Source organism: Stenotrophomonas sp. GD04145 (assembly GCF_029835135.1).
Taxonomy (GTDB): Bacteria; Pseudomonadota; Gammaproteobacteria; order Xanthomonadales; family Xanthomonadaceae; genus Stenotrophomonas; species Stenotrophomonas maltophilia_P.
Map to the genome: position 1 here is coordinate 40,415 of NZ_JAODZG010000005.1, position 19,009 is coordinate 59,423.

The 19,009-nt window shown below is 67.1% G+C and carries 19 protein-coding genes; 9 read left to right on the top strand and 10 right to left on the bottom strand.

The window, feature by feature from the left end; translation table 11 throughout:
* The first annotated feature begins 35 nt into the window (after positions 1-35).
* Together N7367_RS04350 and N7367_RS04355 are read left to right on the top strand one after the other, a co-directional pair.
* Positions 36-1,106: a sensor domain-containing diguanylate cyclase gene (locus tag N7367_RS04350; protein WP_279941812.1), complete on the top strand. Its 1,071-nt coding sequence runs from the start codon at positions 36-38 to the stop codon at positions 1,104-1,106.
* 105 nt (positions 1,107-1,211) lie between these two features.
* Positions 1,212-2,372 carry an AAA family ATPase gene (locus tag N7367_RS04355; protein WP_065174679.1) on the top strand — a complete coding sequence of 387 codons (1,161 nt, stop codon included), beginning with the start codon at positions 1,212-1,214 and terminating at the stop codon, positions 2,370-2,372.
* A 9-nt stretch (positions 2,373-2,381) separates the two neighbouring features.
* On the opposite strand, the gene N7367_RS04360 is transcribed toward N7367_RS04355, so the two are convergent.
* From N7367_RS04360 to N7367_RS04370, 3 genes are all read right to left on the bottom strand, one after another.
* Positions 2,382-3,329, bottom strand: a complete 948-nt coding sequence (locus N7367_RS04360) for a DMT family transporter (protein ID WP_065174680.1) — start codon at positions 3,327-3,329, stop codon at positions 2,382-2,384.
* Positions 3,330-3,389: 60 nt separating this feature from the next.
* A complete protein-coding gene (locus N7367_RS04365; protein ID WP_231107708.1) occupies positions 3,390-4,145 on the bottom strand; it encodes a DUF72 domain-containing protein in 756 nt (251 codons plus the stop codon).
* Positions 4,146-4,213: 68 nt separating this feature from the next.
* Entirely contained in the window at positions 4,214-4,657 is a 444-nt protein-coding gene (locus N7367_RS04370) for a VOC family protein (RefSeq protein WP_128990037.1), read from the bottom strand.
* 110 nt (positions 4,658-4,767) lie between these two features.
* Between N7367_RS04370 and N7367_RS04375 the strand changes: the two genes are divergently transcribed.
* Together N7367_RS04375 and smrA are read left to right on the top strand one after the other, a co-directional pair.
* The gene (locus N7367_RS04375; RefSeq protein ID WP_065181165.1) at positions 4,768-6,327 is read left to right on the top strand and encodes a serine hydrolase; all 1,560 of its coding nucleotides are present in this window, start codon (positions 4,768-4,770) and stop codon (positions 6,325-6,327) included.
* A gap of 176 nt (positions 6,328-6,503) precedes the next feature.
* Positions 6,504-8,336, top strand: coding sequence for a multidrug efflux ABC transporter SmrA (gene smrA, locus N7367_RS04380; RefSeq protein ID WP_065181166.1), 1,833 nt, complete (start codon positions 6,504-6,506; stop codon positions 8,334-8,336).
* Between the two features lie 100 nt (positions 8,337-8,436).
* On the opposite strand, the gene N7367_RS04385 is transcribed toward smrA, so the two are convergent.
* Entirely contained in the window at positions 8,437-10,245 is a 1,809-nt protein-coding gene (locus N7367_RS04385) for a DUF885 domain-containing protein (RefSeq protein WP_279941815.1), read from the bottom strand.
* A 112-nt stretch (positions 10,246-10,357) separates the two neighbouring features.
* Here N7367_RS04385 and N7367_RS04390 point away from each other — a divergent pair, with 112 nt between their 5' ends.
* Together N7367_RS04390 and N7367_RS04395 are read left to right on the top strand one after the other, a co-directional pair.
* Entirely contained in the window at positions 10,358-10,714 is a 357-nt protein-coding gene (locus tag N7367_RS04390) for a GFA family protein (protein WP_053518787.1), read from the top strand.
* Positions 10,711-11,508 carry a DUF4349 domain-containing protein gene (locus N7367_RS04395; protein WP_279941816.1) on the top strand — a complete coding sequence of 266 codons (798 nt, stop codon included), beginning with the start codon at positions 10,711-10,713 and terminating at the stop codon, positions 11,506-11,508. Before N7367_RS04390 ends, N7367_RS04395 begins: the two co-directional genes overlap by 4 nt.
* Before the next feature lie 33 nt (positions 11,509-11,541).
* Here N7367_RS04395 and N7367_RS04400 read toward each other — a convergent pair whose 3' ends face one another.
* Both N7367_RS04400 and N7367_RS04405 read right to left on the bottom strand, forming a co-directional pair.
* A complete protein-coding gene (locus N7367_RS04400; protein WP_053518791.1) occupies positions 11,542-11,835 on the bottom strand; it encodes a hypothetical protein in 294 nt (97 codons plus the stop codon).
* 71 nt (positions 11,836-11,906) lie between these two features.
* Complete coding sequence (locus tag N7367_RS04405; RefSeq protein ID WP_279941818.1) at positions 11,907-12,851, bottom strand: LysR substrate-binding domain-containing protein; 945 nt, start codon at positions 12,849-12,851, stop codon at positions 11,907-11,909.
* 115 nt (positions 12,852-12,966) lie between these two features.
* On the opposite strand from N7367_RS04405, the gene N7367_RS04410 reads away from it, so the two are divergent.
* A complete protein-coding gene (locus N7367_RS04410; RefSeq protein WP_065174688.1) occupies positions 12,967-13,839 on the top strand; it encodes a DMT family transporter in 873 nt (290 codons plus the stop codon).
* 237 nt (positions 13,840-14,076) lie between these two features.
* Here N7367_RS04410 and N7367_RS04415 read toward each other — a convergent pair whose 3' ends face one another.
* Both N7367_RS04415 and N7367_RS04420 read right to left on the bottom strand, forming a co-directional pair.
* Positions 14,077-14,421 carry a hypothetical protein gene (locus tag N7367_RS04415; RefSeq protein ID WP_279941819.1) on the bottom strand — a complete coding sequence of 115 codons (345 nt, stop codon included), beginning with the start codon at positions 14,419-14,421 and terminating at the stop codon, positions 14,077-14,079.
* Positions 14,422-14,434: 13 nt separating this feature from the next.
* Complete coding sequence (locus tag N7367_RS04420) at positions 14,435-15,337, bottom strand: peptidylprolyl isomerase (RefSeq protein ID WP_065181169.1); 903 nt, start codon at positions 15,335-15,337, stop codon at positions 14,435-14,437.
* 136 nt (positions 15,338-15,473) lie between these two features.
* Here N7367_RS04420 and N7367_RS04425 point away from each other — a divergent pair, with 136 nt between their 5' ends.
* Both N7367_RS04425 and N7367_RS04430 read left to right on the top strand, forming a co-directional pair.
* Positions 15,474-15,839: a PadR family transcriptional regulator gene (locus N7367_RS04425; protein ID WP_053519902.1), complete on the top strand. Its 366-nt coding sequence runs from the start codon at positions 15,474-15,476 to the stop codon at positions 15,837-15,839.
* Positions 15,836-16,825, top strand: coding sequence for a sensor domain-containing protein (locus N7367_RS04430; protein ID WP_053519901.1), 990 nt, complete (start codon positions 15,836-15,838; stop codon positions 16,823-16,825). Before N7367_RS04425 ends, N7367_RS04430 begins: the two co-directional genes overlap by 4 nt.
* Before the next feature lie 111 nt (positions 16,826-16,936).
* Here N7367_RS04430 and phaZ read toward each other — a convergent pair whose 3' ends face one another.
* Together phaZ and N7367_RS04440 are read right to left on the bottom strand one after the other, a co-directional pair.
* Positions 16,937-18,241: a polyhydroxyalkanoate depolymerase gene (gene phaZ / locus N7367_RS04435; protein ID WP_053519900.1), complete on the bottom strand. Its 1,305-nt coding sequence runs from the start codon at positions 18,239-18,241 to the stop codon at positions 16,937-16,939.
* A 93-nt stretch (positions 18,242-18,334) separates the two neighbouring features.
* Positions 18,335-18,925, bottom strand: coding sequence for a class I SAM-dependent methyltransferase (locus tag N7367_RS04440; RefSeq protein WP_065181170.1), 591 nt, complete (start codon positions 18,923-18,925; stop codon positions 18,335-18,337).
* Positions 18,926-19,009 lie beyond the last annotated feature (84 nt).

Consider the following 19,009-nt stretch of genomic DNA (forward strand, 5'->3'; position numbering starts at 1 on the left):
AGACTCCGCCGAGACCTGCCGGAACATGACGCTGCATGATCAAGCCCGACAAGCCCGCCAATGAAGCGCTTCGCCTGGAAGCGCTATACCGCTATCGCATCCTTGATTCGGAACGCGAGAGATCGTTCGACGATCTGGTGGTGATCGCCAAGGCGGTCTGCGGCACGTCGATGGCGGCTGTCACGCTGATCGACGTTGAGCGGCAATGGTTCAAGTCGATCCAGGGCATCGATGCCACCGAGACCCTGCGCAGCGAATCGATGTGCGGCCATGCGATCCTGCAGCCGCAGGAGGTGATGGTGGTCGAGGACGCACTGCAGGACGTGCGCTTCCACGACAATCCGGTGGTGGTGGGCGATCCGCACATCCGCTTCTACGCCGGCGCACCGCTGATCAGTTCCGACGGACTGCCGCTCGGGACGCTGTGCGTGTTCGATGCGCGCCCACAGCATCTGGAACGGGCCAAGGCCGAGGCACTCAGTGCGCTGTCACGGCAGGTGATGCTGGTGATGGAGCTGCGCCGCTTTGCACTGGACATCCAGAAGCACATGCTGGAACGCGATGACTACGAACGCCTGTTGTCCGAGTATCACGATGTGCTGCTGGCACAGAACGCGGATCTGGCCGAACAGAGCCGTACCGATGCACTGACCGGGCTTCCGAACCGGCGGGCGATGGCGGTCGCGCTGGAAGAGTCCCTCGCCGATGCCGATGGCCAGCCACGACAGGTTTGCGTGGCATTGCTGGACATCGACCACTTCAAGAGCATCAATGATTTCCACGGGCATGCGACCGGTGACCGTGTGCTGGCCGAACTGGGGGCATTGCTGCGCGGGCATTTCGCCGGCGGCGGAACGGCGGCGCGGTATGGCGGCGAGGAATTCGTGGCGGTGATGCCGGACACGGATCTCCACGCGGCAGGCGTGCAGTGCGAGTTCCTGCGTATGGCCGTGGGCAACCTGCCGCTCGGCTTTCCGGTCACGGTCAGCATCGGCGTGGCCATGCATCGCGCCGGCGACAGTGTCGACCAGACCCTGGCCCGTGCCGACGCGGCGCTGTACCGGGCCAAGGGCAACGGACGCAACCGCGTGGAGTTCGCGGACTGAGCCGGCCGTCCGCAACCGGCGGCCCCATGGCTGCATGGCGCCGGGTCGCAGCGGGTGCGAACGCCCCGGGTCACCATGGTTGCCTTGTTTCCAAGGATGACCACCGTGCTGCAGACCCTGGCCGTCGCCAATTATCGCTCGCTGCATACGCTGGTGCTGCCGTTGCAGCAGCTGAACGTGATCACCGGCGACAACGGCAGCGGCAAGTCCAGCCTGTATCGGGCGCTGCGCCTGCTGGCTGAAACCGCCCAGGGCGGGGTGGCCTCAGCGCTGGCGCGCGAGGGTGGGCTGGGCTCGGCGCTGTGGGCAGGGCCCGGCAGGATCGACCGCCGGGTAGCTGCAGGCGAGATTCCGCTGCAGGGAGGGCCGCGACAGGAGCCGGTAGGCCTCAGACTGGGTTTCACCACCGATGACTACGGCTACGCCATCGACCTCGGTTACCCGCCGCCCAGCCTGTCGGCATTCGCCCTGGACCCGCAGATCAAGGCCGAAGCAATCTGGGCCGGTCCCTTCCTGCGCACAGCCAGTCAGCTGGTGGATCGCCGGGGCGGGATGGTGCGGCAGCGCCATGCACGTGGCTGGGATGTGCTGGACGACCGGTTGTCGCTGTTCGACAGCCTGTTCACCCAGGTAGCTGATCCGCAGCGCATGCCGGAGACCTTCGCCCTGCGCGAGTACATCCGGCGCTGGCGCTTCTACGATCACTTCCGCAGCGATGCCGATGCCCCGGCACGGCAGCCGGCGATGGCCACGCGTACCCCGGTGCTGCACCACGATGGCCGCGATCTGGCCGCAGCGTGGGTGACCATCCTGGAAAACGGTGACCCGGTCGCGCTGGCTCGCACGGTGGACGATGCCTTCCCCGGGGCTTCGGTGGGATTCGAGGTGCTGGATGGACGGATGGTGCTGCGGTTCCACCAGCCCGGCCTGCTGCGGCCGCTGTCGATGGCCGAACTGTCCGACGGCACGCTGCGTTTCCTGCTGCTGGCTGCTGCCCTGCATACGCCGCGGCCGCCGCCGCTGATGGTGCTCAACGAACCGGAAACCAGCCTGCATCCTGACCTGCTGCCTGCGTTGGCGCGGCTGATCGTGGCGGCCAGTTCACGCAGCCAGGTATGGGTGGTGTCGCACGCCAGCCGCCTGATCGCCGCTCTGGAGCAGGCGCCCGCCTGCCATTCCGTGCATCTGCACAAGGAACACGGCCGCACGCTGCTGAGCGGGCAGGGCCTGCTGGACGCGCCGGCATGGCACTGGCCGCGGCGGTGACGTGCCCGCTCAATCGGCGATGTTGCGGGCCTCCGCGGTGCCGAGGATTTCCGGGTGCTGCAATGGCTTGCGGCGGTTCAGCAGCGGATGCAGGAAGACCGCACCGACGATGATCGCCACGCCCAGGTAGAACCAGGGAGTGACTTCGTGCTGCTCGCGCAGCAGCAATACCGCCAGCAGCACCGCATACACCGGTTCCAGGTTGGTCACCAGCTGCACGGTGTAGGCGCTGAGGTGGCGCAGCGCGACCAGGGCGAGGGCGAACGGCAGCAGGGTGCAGATGCCCGCCAGTACCAGCAGCAGGATGCCGTCGTGCAGGTCCGGCACCACCCACAGCGGGCTGGCCAGGGCCGGCAGCAGGTAGGGCATCAGCGGCGCAAGCAGGGTCAGGGTCAAGGTGCCGGCCCCCAGTTCAAGGGCAGTCACCGTCAACGGATCGGCGTGGCTGACCATGCGCTTGTTGAGCGAGCCGAACACCGCCACCAGCAGTGCAGACAGCGCGCCAACCAGAACCCCCAGCCGCATGCCATCCGGCACGCCCCCCACCACCAGCGCCACGCCCGGCAGAACTGCCAATCCGAAGGCCAGTTCGCGCAGCTGGAACGGACGCTTGGCCACCCACGGCTCGATGATCGAGGTAAACACCGGTGCCAGCGCGATGCAGGTCGCCGCCACCGAGGCATTGGCCAGTTTCACCGCACCATAGAACGTCAGCCAGTGCAGGGCGACCAGCGCACCGATGCCGGCGTATCCGGCCACCACTCGCAACGGCAGCGTGCGCAGGCCGCGCCACACCCGTGGCAGCAGTGCCAGCATCGCCGTCACCAGCAGCATGCGCCACCACACCAGCGGCAGCGCCGGCAAGGTGATCAGCTTGCCCAGGATGGCCGTGACGCCCCACAACAGGACACAGAAGTGGATCTGCCAAAGTGCTTTGCGGGTGTCGGGCGTGCTCATCCGCCTATTGTGCGGCAAGGCGGTGACCGCTGGGCGTCGGCAGCTCGATCCTGGCCGCGTTTACCGCCCCTGAGACCCGAGCAGGTCGTCCAGCCGCCGCTGCAGGGCCATCGCCGCGGCCGGATTGCGTGCCTTGCCGGCACCGATGCAGAGCAGGTACACCTCTCGTGGCGTCGATGGGGCGGATTCGGCAAGGCATGGCAGGTCGTCGACCGGCTCGCCGACGGCCCAGCGCCGGGCGCGTTCGGCCCAGCGCTGCTGCGTGGCGGCAGGCAGCCCCTGCAGCAGACGGGCCTGGCTGCGCTTGATGCGCGCGTAGACGAAGCTGGCGGTGACGTCGCCGTGCAGCGGGGCTTCGTCGCTGTCTTCGATGACCAACGCCACCCCATGCCTGCGCGCGGCAGTGACCAGGGGCGCGCCGTGCACCTGCGGATTGCGGATTTCAACAGCGTGCTGCAGCGCCAGGCCATCGAGCTGCTTCGGCAGCTGGGCCATCAGCGCGTCCAGTGCCCGGGCATCGGCAGGGTGGCGGGGATCGAACTGCCACAGCAGCGGCCCGAGGCGGTCGCCCAGGGCGATCGCTGCCTGCAGGAACGGCGCGGCGGCCTCCACGGTGCCGGACAGGTCGCGACGCTGCACCAGATAGCGGGGTGCCTTCAGGGAGAAGCGGAAGCCGGCCGGAGTCTGCGACGCCCACTGCGCGCACTGGGCCGGGGTCGGGGTGCGATAGAAGGTGCCGTTGATCTCGATGCAGCGCAGGGCACGGCTGGCGTGCGCCAGTTCCTCCCGCTGCGGCAGGCCGGGCGGATAGAACATGCCGCCGCGCCATTCCGGGAACACCCAGCCGCCGATGCCGCAGCGGATGGGGGCGGGTGCCGGCGCGGTCACTGGCGGTGGTCCGCGCGCCAGGGATCGTAGCTGCCGAACCACCACACGTAGCCTTCCGGATCGGCACAGGCGTAGCCACGGCCGCCATACGCCTGGTCGGCAATGTCGATCACGATGCGCGCGCCGGCCGCCTTGGCCCGCGCATAGTGCGCGTCGGCGTCGCTGACGATCACGCAGGCGCTCTGGGTCTGGCGGCCCCCTGTTTCGTCAGGCATCACCGCCAGCTTCGACCACGCGCTGTCGTTGCTGGTCGAACCCAGCATGATCATGCCGTGCCCGAACACCAGCTGCGCGTGGAACACCACGTCGCCATCGGCGTACACCGCCTGCGCCTGGAAGCCGAACGCGCGCTGCAGCCAGTCGATCGCCGCCAGCGCGTCGCGGTAGCGCAGGCACGGAATGATGGTGGATCCACTGCTTGATCGGCCGTTCTCGTCCATGGCACCCCTCCTATGGCACAGGGCACGATGCGCCGGCGACCGTTACCATCCCGCGAAACCCCGGTGATGGCCTGCACATGGCCGCGACCCCTGCTCGGAGATGGTTCTGGATGAATACCTGGATTGGAGGAGCCGTGCTGCTGGCCTGCACGACCATGGCGAATGCTGCAACGCCCCCGCAGCTGCAGGATCTGGATGCGACCGTCGAGCGCGTGCGTGCGCAGTTCGACGTGCCGGGCATCGCCGTTGCCGTGGTCAAGGACGGCAAGGTGGTGCTGGAACGCGGCTGGGGCGTGCGTGAGCAGGGCAGGCCGGATCCTGTGCAGGCCGATACCCTGTTCGCGATCGCCTCCAATACCAAAGCGTTCACCGCCACCTCGCTGAACCTGCTGGCCGAGGACGGCAAGCTGAAGATGGACGACAAGGTGATTGACCACCTGCCGTCGTTCCGCATGTCCGATCCGTTCGTGACCGGGCAGATGACGATCCGTGACCTGCTCTCGCATCGCAGCGGCCTCAGCCTGGGCGCGGGCGACCTGCTGTTCTGGCCGGCCACCGCCTACAGCAATGCCGAAGTGGTGGAGCGGCTGGGCAAGGTGCCGTTGAAAGGGGGATTCCGCGAGAGCTATGCCTACGACAACATCCTGTACGCCGTCGCCCAGCAGGTGATCGAGCACGTTTCCGGCATGAGCTACCAGCAGTTCCTGCAGACCCGCATTTTCGACAAGGTGGGCATGGCGGGCACGCGCTACAACGCCGACCACCTGCGGCCCGGCGACAAGGCGGCCGTCGGACACGCCAAGTACGATTTCAAGGATCTGCGCACCGTCGCACCGCTGACCTGGTCGAACAATGCCGGGGCCGGCGGCATCTATTCCAGCGCGCACGACATGGCGCGCTGGATGCAGGTGCAGCTGGCCGAGGGCGCGCTGGCCGATGGCAGCCCGCTGTTCACCGCGAAGAGCCAGCAGCAGATGTGGCGCATGATCACGCCGCAGTCGATTCCGGCGCCGAGCGTGCCGGAGCTGGCAGCGGCGCGGCCGAACTTCGCCGGTTACGGCGAAGGCTGGAGCCTGAGCGATTACCGCGGGCAGAAGCTGGTCTGGCACACCGGTGGCTGGCCGGGCATGGTCTCGCGGCTGACGCTGGTGCCGGGCGAGAAGCTGGGGGTCGTGGTGCTGACCAACCAGGAAGTGGGCGCTGCGTTCAACGCGATCACGCTGAGCGTGCTCGATGCCTATCTGGGTGCGGAGAAGCACGACTGGGTGGACGCCTATGCCAAGGCCGTGGCCAAGGGCCAGGACAAGGCCGATGAGGCCTGGGCCAAGCACCAGGCAGCGCGTGTCAGGGGCAGCACTCCCTCGCTGCCGCTGGCCGGTTACACCGGCACCTTCCGCGACCGCTGGTATGGCGACATGCAGATCAGCACGGAAGGCAAGGGGCTGCGCCTGCGCTTCATGAAGACCGCGCAGCTGAGCGGCCGGCTGGAGCACTGGCAGCACGACACCTTCATCGTGCGCTGGGACGACCGTTCGCTCAATGCCGATGCCTTCGTGAACATCAGTCTCGACCCGGATGGCAAGGTGCGCGAGGTGCGCATGCAGCCGATCTCCGACCTGACCGATTTCAGCTTCGACTTCCAGGACCTGCTGTTCACCCCGGTCAACTGACGCCGCCGGGCAGGGCCCGGCGCTACCGCGACGGGTAGTCAACTGACGCCGCATGATCGGTAGCGCCGGGCCATGCCCGGCGAACACGGGCCGGCGCTAACGGCACCGGGCATCGTCGGTTGGCGTACACATCCGGCATGGGATACTCCGTCGGTTGCAAGAGGCGAGGGAATGCGATGTTCCGTTGGTTTGAATCCCTGATTCCGGTGTTCCCGCCCGTGGACGGGCGCATGCCGCCGCGCAGGGTGCTGCCGTTCTACCTGCACTACCTCCGGCCGGTGTGGCCGGTGCTGTTGGCCACGCTGATCGCTGGCCTGCTGCTGGCGCTGGTGGAAGTGGCGATGTTCGATTACCTGGGCCGCATCGTCGACATGGTCGCCGAGCAGCCCGGTGCCGGCTTTTTCAAACGTCACGCCAATGAGCTGGGCTGGATGCTGTTCATCACCGTGATCGCGCGCCCGGTGCTGGTCGGCCTGCACAACCTGCTGGTCAACCAGGCCATCGTGCCAGGCCTGAGCAATCGTTCGCGCTGGTTGATGCACAACTACGTGGTACGTCAGAGCCTGAGCTTCTTCCAGAACGACTTCGCAGGCAGCGTCGCCAACCGGGTGATGCAGACCGGCACGTCGCTGCGCGAATCCGCTGTGCAGATGGTCGACTCGCTCTGGTACATCGTGGTCTATACCGGCACCGCGCTGTATCTGTTCGCACAGGCCGACTGGCGATTGATGATGCCGTTGCTGCTGTGGCTGATTGCCTATGCAGTGATCATGGTCTACTTCGTGCCGCGCGCGAAGGAGCGGGCATGGATCGCCTCGGAAGCACGCTCCAAGGCGATGGGTCGCATCGTCGATGGCTACACCAACATTCCTACGCTGAAGCTGTTCGCCCATGGCGGCCGCGAGCAGGCCTACGTGGCCGAGTCGATCCAGGAGCTGGCGGTCAAGCACCGCGCGCAGACCCGGGTGACGACCGGCATGGACCTGGCCATCGCCATCGTCAACGGCTTCCTGATCGCCGGGACCTGTGGCCTGGCACTGTGGCTGTGGAACGGTGGCCACATCACCGTCGGCGCGATCACCTTGGCGACGGGCCTGGTCATCCGCATCCACAACATGTCGGGCTGGATCATGTGGACCATCAACGGCATCTTCGAGGACATCGGTACGGTGCAGGACGGCATCACCACCATCGCCCAGCCGCTCACCGTGCAGGACCGTGAGGACGCCGTGCCGCTGCAGGTCACCCAGGGCGGCGTGCACTTCCAGGATGTCCATTTCCACTACGGCAAGAAGGGCGGCGTGATCGCCGGCCTTGACCTGGTGGTGAAGCCGGGCGAGAAGATCGGCCTGGTCGGGCCCTCCGGTGCCGGCAAGTCGACCCTGGTCAATGTGCTGCTGCGGCTGTATGACCTGGAAAGCGGCCGCATCCTGATCGACGGCCAGGACATCGCGCATGTCACACAGGAGAGCCTGCGCCAACAGATCGGCGTAGTGACCCAGGACACCTCGCTGCTGCACCGCTCGATCCGCGACAACCTGCTGTACGGGCGCCCGGATGCCACCGATGATCAGTTGCGTGCTGCGGTCGCCAAGGCGCGTGCGGAAGCGTTCATCGACACGCTGGTGGACGGGCAGGGGCGCCGTGGCTACGACGCACATGTCGGCGAGCGTGGGGTGAAGCTGTCCGGCGGCCAGCGCCAGCGAATCGCCATTGCCCGCGTGCTGCTGAAGGACGCGCCGATCCTGGTGCTGGACGAGGCGACGTCGGCGCTGGATTCGGAAGTGGAAGCCGCGATCCAGGACAGCCTGGACGAATTGATGGGAGGCAAGACGGTGATCGCGATCGCGCATCGGCTGTCGACCATCGCGCGCATGGATCGGCTGGTGGTCATGGACCACGGCCGGATCGTGGAAACCGGCAGCCATGCCGAGCTGATCGCGGCCGGTGGTCTGTATGCGCGGCTGTGGGCACGGCAGACCGGCGGGTTCGTGGCGGCCGACCAGTAGCCGTTTCGGCTGCGGCCGTTCCGCGCAGGGCGTGGATGCGGCGCAAAGAAGAACGGCCCGGTTGCCCGGGCCGTTCATCATCCACATCCAGCGCAGCCGCTTACTCGATCGGCTGATCCAGCATCAGCTGGCGGGCGAAGCGCACCGGCGGTGCGCCGTAGGACAGCATCTGGTCGTGGTAGGCCTTCAGGTTGAACGTGTCGCCCAGCTTGTCCTGCATCGCCTTGCGGGTGTCGAAGTGCTCCTGCGCGCCCACGAAGTAGGTCGGCAGCTGCGCCGAGGTCAGCTGCGCGCGCACCCACTTGCCGGCCGCTTCGCTCTCCTGCTGGAACGCGTCGTGGGTCATCAGGTGCATCGCCTTCTCGCGATCCCAGTTGTCCACGTGCACGCCCTGGTCGAGGATGGCGTTGGAGATCGTGCGCAGGTAGAACTTCAGCTGCACCAGGTGGAACAGCGGATCGTTGTCGAGGTAACCCTGCTCCTGCATCATGCGCTCGGTGTAGACCGCCCAGCCTTCGGCGAACAGGCCCGACCGCAGTACCGCGCGCAGGGTCGAGGGGAACTTGGCCGAATGCCAGCCTTCCAGGTAATGGCCCGGCGTGCCCTCATGGATGCTCAGCAGGTGGATCATGCGCGAGTTGTACTCACGCAGGAAGGAATCGACCTGCTTGTCGTTCCAGTCGTCGGGAATCGGCGACACCGCGTAGAAGGTCTTCAGGTTCTTGTCCAGCGGGCCCGGCGAATCGCAGTAGGCCACGGCCACGCCACGCTGGAATTCCGGCATCAGGATGATGTCCACCGGCGCATCCGGCAGCGTCATCAGGTCGTGCTCGCGCACGAACGCGGTGGACTGGTCCAGCGCGGCCTTGGCGTCGTCGACCACCTTGTCACGTGCCGGCTTGTCGGCGTAGGCCAGTTCCAGCGCGGCCTCGATGGCCTTCTGCTGCTGCTCGTCGGTCGGCTGCGCCGGCATCTCCGGCGCGCCCGGCTTGTCCTTCAGCACCGTCTGCGCGATGCCGTACATGTCTTCGCGCACGCGCTTGAGCTCGGCACGCGCGCGCTCACCGATCTCCTGCCGCGACAGCGAAGAACTGAGGGCGAACTTGAGCTTCTGGTCGTACTTCTCCGCACCGATGCGGAAATCACCCTTCGCGTTCGGCACGAGGGTCTTGTCCAGCCAGGTCTGCTGCTCGTCCACGGCCTTCTTCAGGCCATCGATGGCGGCCTGCAGGCGCTGCTGGTCGGCCTGCGGCAGTTCGCCGATATGCGGGGTGATGAAGGTATCGACGATGCTGAGAATGCCCTTGTTCTGCTTGGCCACCGTCTCGGCATGGATCTTCGGCACACGCGCCGGATCGAGGTTCTCGCGGGCCTGGGCGAAGATCGCCGGCAGCTTTTCCATGCGCGCGGTGGCCGACTTCAGCCGTTCCGGCAGCGGCGCGAACTCGCGTGCCATCAGGCCGTAGATCGCGCTGCCGGCGATGCCGTTGTACAGCTGCGGATCCCACTTGCCGGACTGCAGCACTTCGGCGTTCCAGATTTCCGACTGCAGCTGGTTGCGCAGGATGGCGGCATCGACCTGGTTCTCCCGGCCCAGCTTGGCCACGTCGATCCTGTCCAGCTCGCCCAGCAATGCCTTGTAGGCGGCGACAGTCTTCTGCTGGCCGGCCGCACTCAGGTCGTCGATCTCGCTGTCGTAGCGGTGGTCGCCGATCTGGGTGGCGCTGACCGGGGAGAACTGCATCCAGGTGTCCAGGGCGCGCTTGGACAGATCGGCAAAGGCCGCATCGGCTGCCGCGTCACCGGCCTGCTGGCTGGCGGCGGAGGTGGAACCGGCGGTCGGGGCGTCGGCCTGCTGGCAGCCGGCGAGGGCGGCGACCAGGGCGAGGGCAAGAAGATGCGGGCGCATCGGCATTCCTGTACGGGGTCAAACCCCGAGCATAGGCCGCCAGGGCTGCTTTGTCCCCGTGCCATAGGATTACCATTGGCACCTACACGGACCCGCCAGCGGAGAAAAGGACATGGAATACCAGGGAAGCTGCCATTGCGGCAGGATCGCATTCACGGTGCAGGCCGAGGCCCCGATCAGCGACGTCATCGACTGCAACTGCTCGATGTGCCGCCGCCGCGGCAGCCTGCTGTGGTTTGCGCCGCGCGAGGCATTCCAGCTGCAGACCGATCCAGCCGATGTGGCCACCTACCAGTTCAACAGGCACCACATCGACCACCACCATTGCCGCGAGTGCGGCACTGCACCGTACAGCGAGGCCGTGGATCCGCGCAGCGGTGCGGCCATGGTGGCGGTCAACGTGCGCTGCCTGCCGCAGGTCGACCTGGCCGGCCTGTCGGTGACCTCCTACGACGGAGCCGCAGCGTGACGGTCCGGCATGGATGGGTGGGCGCATTGACCGTGCCGGCACTCGTGCTGGCCCTGGCGGCCTGCGCGAAGGTGGAGCACGCGGCCGGCGCCGGTGGTGCCACAGCCGAAGCCGTGGCGTCGCCCGAAGGCGCCTTCCTGGCCTATGAACACGACGTGCAGGTACAGCTGGACGCGGAAGCGATCGCGCCGCGCATCCAGCAGGTCGCGCAGGCCTGCCAGAGTGCGAAGTTCGGTGACTGTGCGGTGCTGCAGGTGGACCAGCGCAGTGGCGATTCACCCAGCGGCGAGGTCCGGGTGCGCATCGCGCCGAAGGGCGTGGAGCCCCTGATCGGCCTGGCGGGCGAGGGCGGCACACTGCAGTCGCGCACCACCCGCGCCGAGGATCTTGCACAGCAGGTGGCCGATACCGCGTTGACCAAGGCACGGTTGGAGAAGGAACACGCACGCCTGCTCGCCTACCAGGACCGTGGCGGTCTGAAGATCGAGGATCTGCTGGCGATCAGCACGCGCCTGTCGGAGATCGAGGCGGGGGTGGAGCAGGCCAGCAAGGACGCCGCGCAGCAGCGTCGCCGCATCGATACGCAGCTGCTGACGCTGCACTTCGGTACCACCTCCGGCGAGCGCGGCCGCAGCGAGATCGGCGATGCGCTGAGCGAGTCGGGCAGCATCCTCAGTACCAGTATCGCCTTCCTGATCCGTGCGGCGGCTGCATTGCTGCCGGTCGCGGTACTGGCATTGATCGCAGGATGGGGTGTGAGGGCGGGGTTGCGTCGCCGCCGTCGGACGCCGTAACGCGCGGGTTCGCCGGGCCACGCCCGGCGATGCTCAGCCTTCGTCGGTCTCGTATTCGACGAACACGTCCAGCTCCAGCGCAAGCTCCTGCACCGCGTCACGAACCTTCTGCGCGGTGCTTTCGTTGCCCACCTCCACCTCCAGTTCGTGGATGCCCGGACCGATGTCATCGGACAGTCCTGCCGAACTGGAGTCATCGTCGTCCATGTGTGGCATCAGATCGTCGGTTTCCTCGACATGTTCGATGCCTTCCAGGCCCAGCAGCAGGTCGCTGATCGCACGGGCGTCGTCTTCGGTTCCAGTAATGCGCATTCGCAGCAGGGCCATGGCAGATGCAGGTCGTTGTGGAGGTATCCGCAGCGTAGCCAGCGATGGGCAAAGACCGGGTGAGGGCCTGGTCAGCCGGGCGTGGGCGCGCGGCCGAGCAGACTGTCGGGCAGTGCCGGGATCGGTGTGCGGTCGTCCTGTGCCTGGGCCAGCAGCCAATCGATGAACAGGCGTGCGGCAGGGCTGGGCGGCTGGCCTTCGGCATGCACCACGTAATACGCATAGCGGGCCTTCAGGGCGGGCCCAGGCAGCCGCACCACCTCGTAGCGCTGCAGGTAGGGTTGGGCGATGTGGGTGCGCGCCAGCACCGCGCCCATGCCATACACCGCGGCCCGCATCGCATCGGTGCTGTCGGCGAAGGTGTGCATCGGCGGCAGCGGCGAGGGCGGGCGTACGGCCGCATGACGGAACCAGTCGCGCCAGCCCTGCGGCGAGAGATCGGTCAGCAGCGGCAGTTCGGCGATGCGCGCCGGATCGTGCAGGGCTTCCACGCCCGGCAGCGCCGGCGAGGCGACCGGGAACAGGCTGTCGTCCATCAGGTGTTGCGCATGCAGCCCCGGCCACTGGCCCAGGCCATAGCGGATGCCGACCTCCGGTCCGTTGTCGTCGTAGCGGTCCAGGCCGCTGCCGGTGTGCAGTTCCACCCGGATGTGCGGATGCGCCTGGGTGAAGCGCGGCAGGCGTGGCAGCAGCCAGCAGTACGACAGGGAGCGCAGGGTGGTGATGCGCAGCGGCACACTGTCCGCATCCGGATGCAGATTGTGGGCGACGGCGGCGACATCGGTGAACGCCGCACTGGCCGCGTCGGCCAGTTGCCGGCCTTCGGCGGTCAGCCGCACGCCGCGGGCATGGCGCAGGAACAGGCGGGTTTCCAGTACCTCTTCCAGGCGGCGGACATGGTGGCTGACCGCGCTGGCGGTCAGGTGCAGTTCCTGCGCGGCCTGGGCGAAGTTCTGGTGGCGCGCGGCGACCGCGAACACGGCCAGGGCAGGGAGCAGGGAAGGGCGTAGCTGCATGTCCAGCCTCAAACGATATTTGTGGCTGGCAGCGATACTACGCGCTTGTGCGGCGGGCGTCTGCGTCTGATCCTGTTGTACCAACCGAGGAGTGGATGATGGACGGAGGCAGGGCATGAATGCGGTCCCACAGGCGGCCGAGCGCGACTGGCGCACGCCGCTGGAGTTGACCCTGCTGGGCGCCATCTGGGGGTGCTCGTTCCTGTTCATGCGGGTGGCGGTGCCATCGTTCGGCCCGTTCGCCCTGGTCGAGGTGCGTCTGCTGCTGGGGGCACTGGTACTGCTGCCGTTCCTGTGGCGCGCGCGGGCGCAGTTCCCGCCGCGGCGCTGGCTGTGGCTGGCGCCGATCGGCCTGGTCAACTCGGCGTTGCCGTTCGTGCTGTTCGCCTACGCCGCCGAGCACGCACCGGCGGCGATCGGTGCGATCTGCAATGCGATGACGGTCCTGTTCGCCGCGCTCATCGCCTTCCTGTTCTTCGGCGAGAAGATCGGTGTGCGTCGCGCGGGTGCGTTGCTGGTCGGCTTTGCCGGCGTGGTGGTGCTGGCGACGGCCAAGGTCTCGGGCCTGGGCATCGGCACGGCCGTGCTGGCCGGCGCCGCGGCATCGCTGCTGTACGGACTGGGGGTGAACCTGGTGAAGCGGCACATGGCGGGCCTGCCGTCTGCTGCCGCGGCGGCGGCGACGCTGTCCTGCGCCTCGCTGTGGATGCTGCCGATGGCGGTGAGCCATTGGCCGCAGGCCGCGATTCCGCTCAAGGCGTGGGGCGCGGCGATTGCCTTGGGCGTGGCCTGCACCGGGCTGGCGTTCCTGATGTTCTACCGTCTGATCGGCCGCATCGGCCCGTCGCGTGCATCCACGGTGACCTACCTGATTCCACTGTTCGGTGCGGCGTTCGCGTGGTTGTTCCTGGGTGAGCCGGTGACGCTGCAGATGCTGATTGCGGGTGCGTTGATTCTGGGTAGCGTGGCGGTGAGTCAGAAGGGCTGAGGCGTTGGCGTTTTGCGCGTGGCGCGTGCTGAAGGTGCTTCACTGTTCATGGGCGTTACTTTTCTTTTCGCGCGAAAAGAAAAGTAACCAAAAGAAACGCGCCGCCAAGCCGCGAGCCGCCGTGCTTCGCACGTCGGTCCCCTGCGCTTCTCGGTGAATCAGGGGACGGTGCCGAACTCGCTGCGCTCAGACATCGGCACCTCTCCGCCCCTGATTCCCCTGCGATGCTCGGCTCGCTCAAGGCGGACTGAAGGTCAAGATCACCAGCAACAGCGACAGCAACAGCAACAGCAACAGCAACAGCATCCACGCTTGACGTGGATCTGCTGGGTGCAGCTGTGGACTTTGATCTGGGTCCGCCTTGAGCGAGCCGAGCACCGCAGGTCCGGCGAGGGCGAAGAGGCGCGGGTGTCTGAGCGCAGCGAGTTCCCGCGCCGTCCCTCGACGGGCCGAGGAGCGCAGGGTACCGATGCGCAACGCGCATCGGCTCGCGGTCGGCGGAACGTTTCTTTTGGTTACTTTTCTTTGCGTACAAAGAAAAGTGACGCCCATGAACAGTGAAGCACCTTCAGCACGCGTCACGTGCAGGAACCCATCACCGCACCGGCACCGGAACATTGCACAGATCGATATGCCCCGCCGGACGCTTGTAGAAATCATCCACGCGATTGCGCCGCGCCTCCACCGTATCGGCGAAAGTCTTCGAATCAGTACGCAACACCTGGATCGGCGTGCGTTCGGCGGCCGCCACGTCGCTGGCACGGCGGATCGAAATGATTGGCGTGCGCAGCTTCGGGTCTTCATAGAAGCCCATCGGCGCCGGGCCGCGCGGGATCGCGCTGAGCAGTTCCATGCCCTTCAGGACGCGACCGACCAGGGTGATGTTGCGGTCCAGCTGACGTGGCGACTGCCCGGTCACCACGTACAGTTCGGCACCGATGCTGCTGTCCTCGTCGTTGTTGCGACCGGCCCCCAGCATGCCGTAGCAGTGCGCCAGCCAGGCCTTGCCGGCCTGCGGATCCTGTCCGACCGGGAAGCCATCGACGAAACCGGTCTGCGCCGCCCAGCCATCGCGGTCCGGCAGCACGCTCACCTTCAGGCCGGCGCTGGCACGCTCGAACTCGGCCGGGAGCTTGCGCGCGGCGCTGCCGAACGGTTTGGCCCTGGCCGGGTCATCGGCGTCGGCATCGCCGAACTGCACGACGAAGTTGTCCTGGGAACGGTAGATGCTGGTGCCGTCCCAGAAGTGCTCGTGGGCGAACGTCTGGATGTTGGCGACATGGCGTGGTGCGAACTGGGGCGCCAGTTCGATGATCACCCGGCCGGCAGGCAGATCCATGTACAGCAGGTTGGCCGGGTCGGGGGTGCGCCAATCGCTGGCGGCCGAGGCGTCAAGGATCTGCTGCGGGCTGCGGTAGGGCGTCGCTGCGCTGGCCAGCGAGGGCAACAGGCAGGCCAGGGCGAGGGCGGTCAGGGCAAGGCGACGACGGTGCGGCATGGAAACCCCGGAACATGAACGAGCCCTCGATTCTGCGCGAGCCGCAGGGCCACGCCAACCGGCAGGATGACTAACGACACATTCGCTATACCGAACTTCGCACTACTGTGGACTTCAACGTAGTGGAGGGCCGGGCATGTCGGAAGACGACATCCACCTGAAGAAGTTCCAGAAGGAGCTCAGCGCCGGAACCGTGTCGCTGGCCCTGCTGGCGGTGCTGGCCCGTACCGGCGAGCCGCTGTACGGGTACCTCATCGCCAAGGAGCTGGAGCGCGTGGGCGAGGGCGTGCTGAGTGGCAAGCAGAGCGCGCTGTACCCGGTGCTGCGCAACCTGGAGAACGGCGGCCTGCTGGAGAGCCATGTCGAGCCCTCCAGCAGCGGGCCGCCCCGGCGCTACTACCGCATCAATGACCGTGGCCGCGAAGTGCTGGCGCAGTGGCGCCAGGCCTGGCAGGCCACCCGTGATTCCGTCGATTCCGTGTTGGAGGGGGTACCGCAATGAACGACCCGAGCCTGGCAGGCCGCGCCCTGCCGACCACCATCCCGCAGTACCTGGCGCAGCTGCGCGAGGCGCTGCAGGGCGCCGATCCGGCGATGGTGCAGGACGCGCTGTATGACGCCGAGGAATACCTGCGTTCCGAGCTGGCCGCCCAGCCCGGTCGCAGCGAGGCGGAGGTGATTGCCGATGTGGCCGGCAGCTACGGTGCGCCGGATGAAGTGGCGGAGATCTACCGCGAAACGGAAGTCACCGTGAACCGCGCATTGCGCACGCCGCGCGCCGACACCGCGCCGGTGCTGCGTGTGGCAGCCGAGGCCAGTGGTGTGGAACCGGCCGCGGCACCGCCGGTGCCGGTGCCGCGCTCGCTGCTGTCGCGCTTCTTTGGCGTGGTGGCCGATCCGCACACCTATGGCGCGCTGTTCTACATGCTGCTGTCGCTGGCCACCGGCATCTTCTTCTTCACCTGGGTGGTGACCGGCCTGTCGCTGTCGCTGGGCCTGCTGATCCTGATCATCGGCGTGCCGTTGACCGTGCTGTTCTTCGGTTCGGTGCGCGGGCTGGCACTGCTGGAGGGGCGCCTGGTCGAGGCGCTGCTGGGCGAGCGCATGCCGCGGCGGCCGCGCTACACCGACCGCAGCCGCAGTTGGCTGCAGCGTATCGGCGACATGTTCACGGACGGCCGCACCTGGCTGACCCTGTTGTACTTCGTGCTGATGCTGCCCTTGGGCATCGTCTACTTCACCATCGCGGTGACGCTGCTGTCGCTGTCGCTGGGACTGATCTGGGCGCCGGTGGCAGCGATCTTCAGCGGGGAAATCCCGGGCGTGTACGTTGATGGCGTGAACGTGCTGCCGATGGCTGCCTCGCCGCTGGTCGGGATCGTGGTCGCCGCGGCGGGTGCCCTGCTGCTGCTGCTGACGCTGCACCTGGCACGCGGCATCGGCAAGCTGCATGGCCTGATCGCCAAGAACCTGCTGGTGCGCCTGTAAGCGACGAGGGGTCGGATCCCTGTTCGCAGAACAGGGCCCTGACTCCGTTCGAGCGGGGTGCCGGGGTCAGAGCCCTTTCCGTTGGAAAGGGAACCGACCCCCGGCGCAGGGTCAGCCCGCCTTGCGGCGCAGCGGGGTGACGTTGCTCTTCTTCTTCGCTTTTGCCGCTGGCGCTTCTGCGTGCGCCGCGAAGAAGTCGCGTACCTTCGGGTACACCACCTCGCGCCAGCGGCGGCCGCTGAAGATGCCGTAATGGCCGGCGCCTTCGACGATGAAATGCTCGCGGCGCTCGGCCGGGATGCCCGTACACAGCGCCTGCGCAGCTTCGGTCTGGCCGAGGCCCGCGATATCGTCCAGTTCGCCTTCGATGCTCAGCAGCGCGGTATCGCGGATCGCCGAAGGGTCGACCTTTTCGCCGTTGACCACCCACTCTCCGCGCGGCAGCAGGAAGTCCTGGAAGACCACGCGGATGGTGTCCAGGTAGTACCTGGCAGGCATGTCCAGCACCGCGTTGTACTCATCATAGAAGCGGCGGTGCGCGTCGGCGTCTTCCAGATCACCCTTGACCAGGTCGGCGTAGAAGTCCCAGTGCGAGCTGAAATGGCGGCTGGGATTCATCGACAGGAAGCCGGCGTGCTGCAGGAAACCCGGGTACACGCGACGGCCTGCACCGGGGTAGCCGGCCGGCACGCTGTGGATGACGTTGTTCTCGAACCAGGACAGCGGGTTCTGGGTCGCCAGATTGTTCACCGCGGTGGGGCTGCAGCGTGCGTCGATCGGACCGCCCATCATCACCAGCGTGCGCGGGGTGGGCTCGCCACGGCTGGCCATCAGTGACACCGCGGCCAGCACCGGTACGGTCGGCTGGCACACGCTGACCACGTGCAGGCGCTCGACGCCAAGGTGGCGGATGAACTCCTGGATGTAGGCGATGTAGTCGTCCAGGCCGAAATCACCTTCGCTGGCCGCAACCATGCGCGCATCGACCCAGTCGGTGACGTAGACACGATGGTCGCGCAGCAGCGTGCGCACGGTATCGCGCAGCAGCGTGGCGTGATGGCCGGACAGCGGCGCCACCACCAGCACGAAGGGCTGGTTGAGCATGGTGTGCAGCTGGTCGGCTTCGTTGCTGTGACGCTTGAAGCGCAGCAGCTTGCAGAACGGCTTGCTCACTTCCTCGTGCACGACGATCGGCACGCGCTCGCCTTCGACCTCGATTTCGTTGATGCCCCACTCGGGCTTCTCGTAATCCTTGCCGATGCGATGGAACAGTTCGTTGACCGCCGCCAGGCGTTCGGCACCCGGCATCTGCGACCACCAGTGGCCGGGATTGGCGAAGAACTTGGCGTTGGCCTGGGCCTGGTGCACCCAGGGGGCGAGCAGGTTGCGGGTCAGTTCGTGCAGTTGATAGAGCATGACGACCGAATATGTATGGTCATATGTTGCCGCGCAGCATATCCCATCCGGGTGTCCCGCAGGTTAAGTTGGCTCAAAATAATGAATCCGGATTCACATCCGTTCCAGCGCGGCCGCATCGCCTGCCAGGGCGGGGCCGAGCCAGCAGTGCGACCCTGCCGGCTGCAGGCCGTGCCGGGCCAGCGTCCGGCGATACCAGCCTGCCGGGCGGGCCTGGAAGCCCTCGTGGTCGCCCTCGAACGCGTCCTCGGCTGCGAAGGTCTCCAGGAACGCGATGCCGCCGGTCAGCTCGGCCACGCCCGCCAGGCCGGCGCGCAGCTCGCGGTCGGGCACGTAATGCATCACGTCCGAGCAGACCAGCAGGTCCACCGGCGCGCACGGCCGCAGCCAGGCGAAGTCGCCGAAGCGGGCCAGATGCAGGTTGCGGGTCCGGCCATAGCGACGCACAGCGTACTCGCTGCTGTCGAAGCCCAGATACTCGACCTTCGGACGCAGTTTCCGCAGCGGCGCGCGCCAGGCCCCCTCGCCGCAGCCGATGTCCAGCACGCTGCGGATCGGCCGCTCCAGGTAGTACTCGGCACTGGCCACCGCCAATGCCACCTTGCGGGCGAGGCGGGCGCTGCCGCCGATGTCGGCCCGGCGGTACCAGCGCTGGAAGTAGGCGGCGTCGTAGGTCTTGTCCACGCAGAAGGAGGTTTCGTTGAAAACGGTGCCTATCGTACGGCGTTGCCGCTCGCCGTGCGTCGATCGGTCGCGCCGACCGCAGCC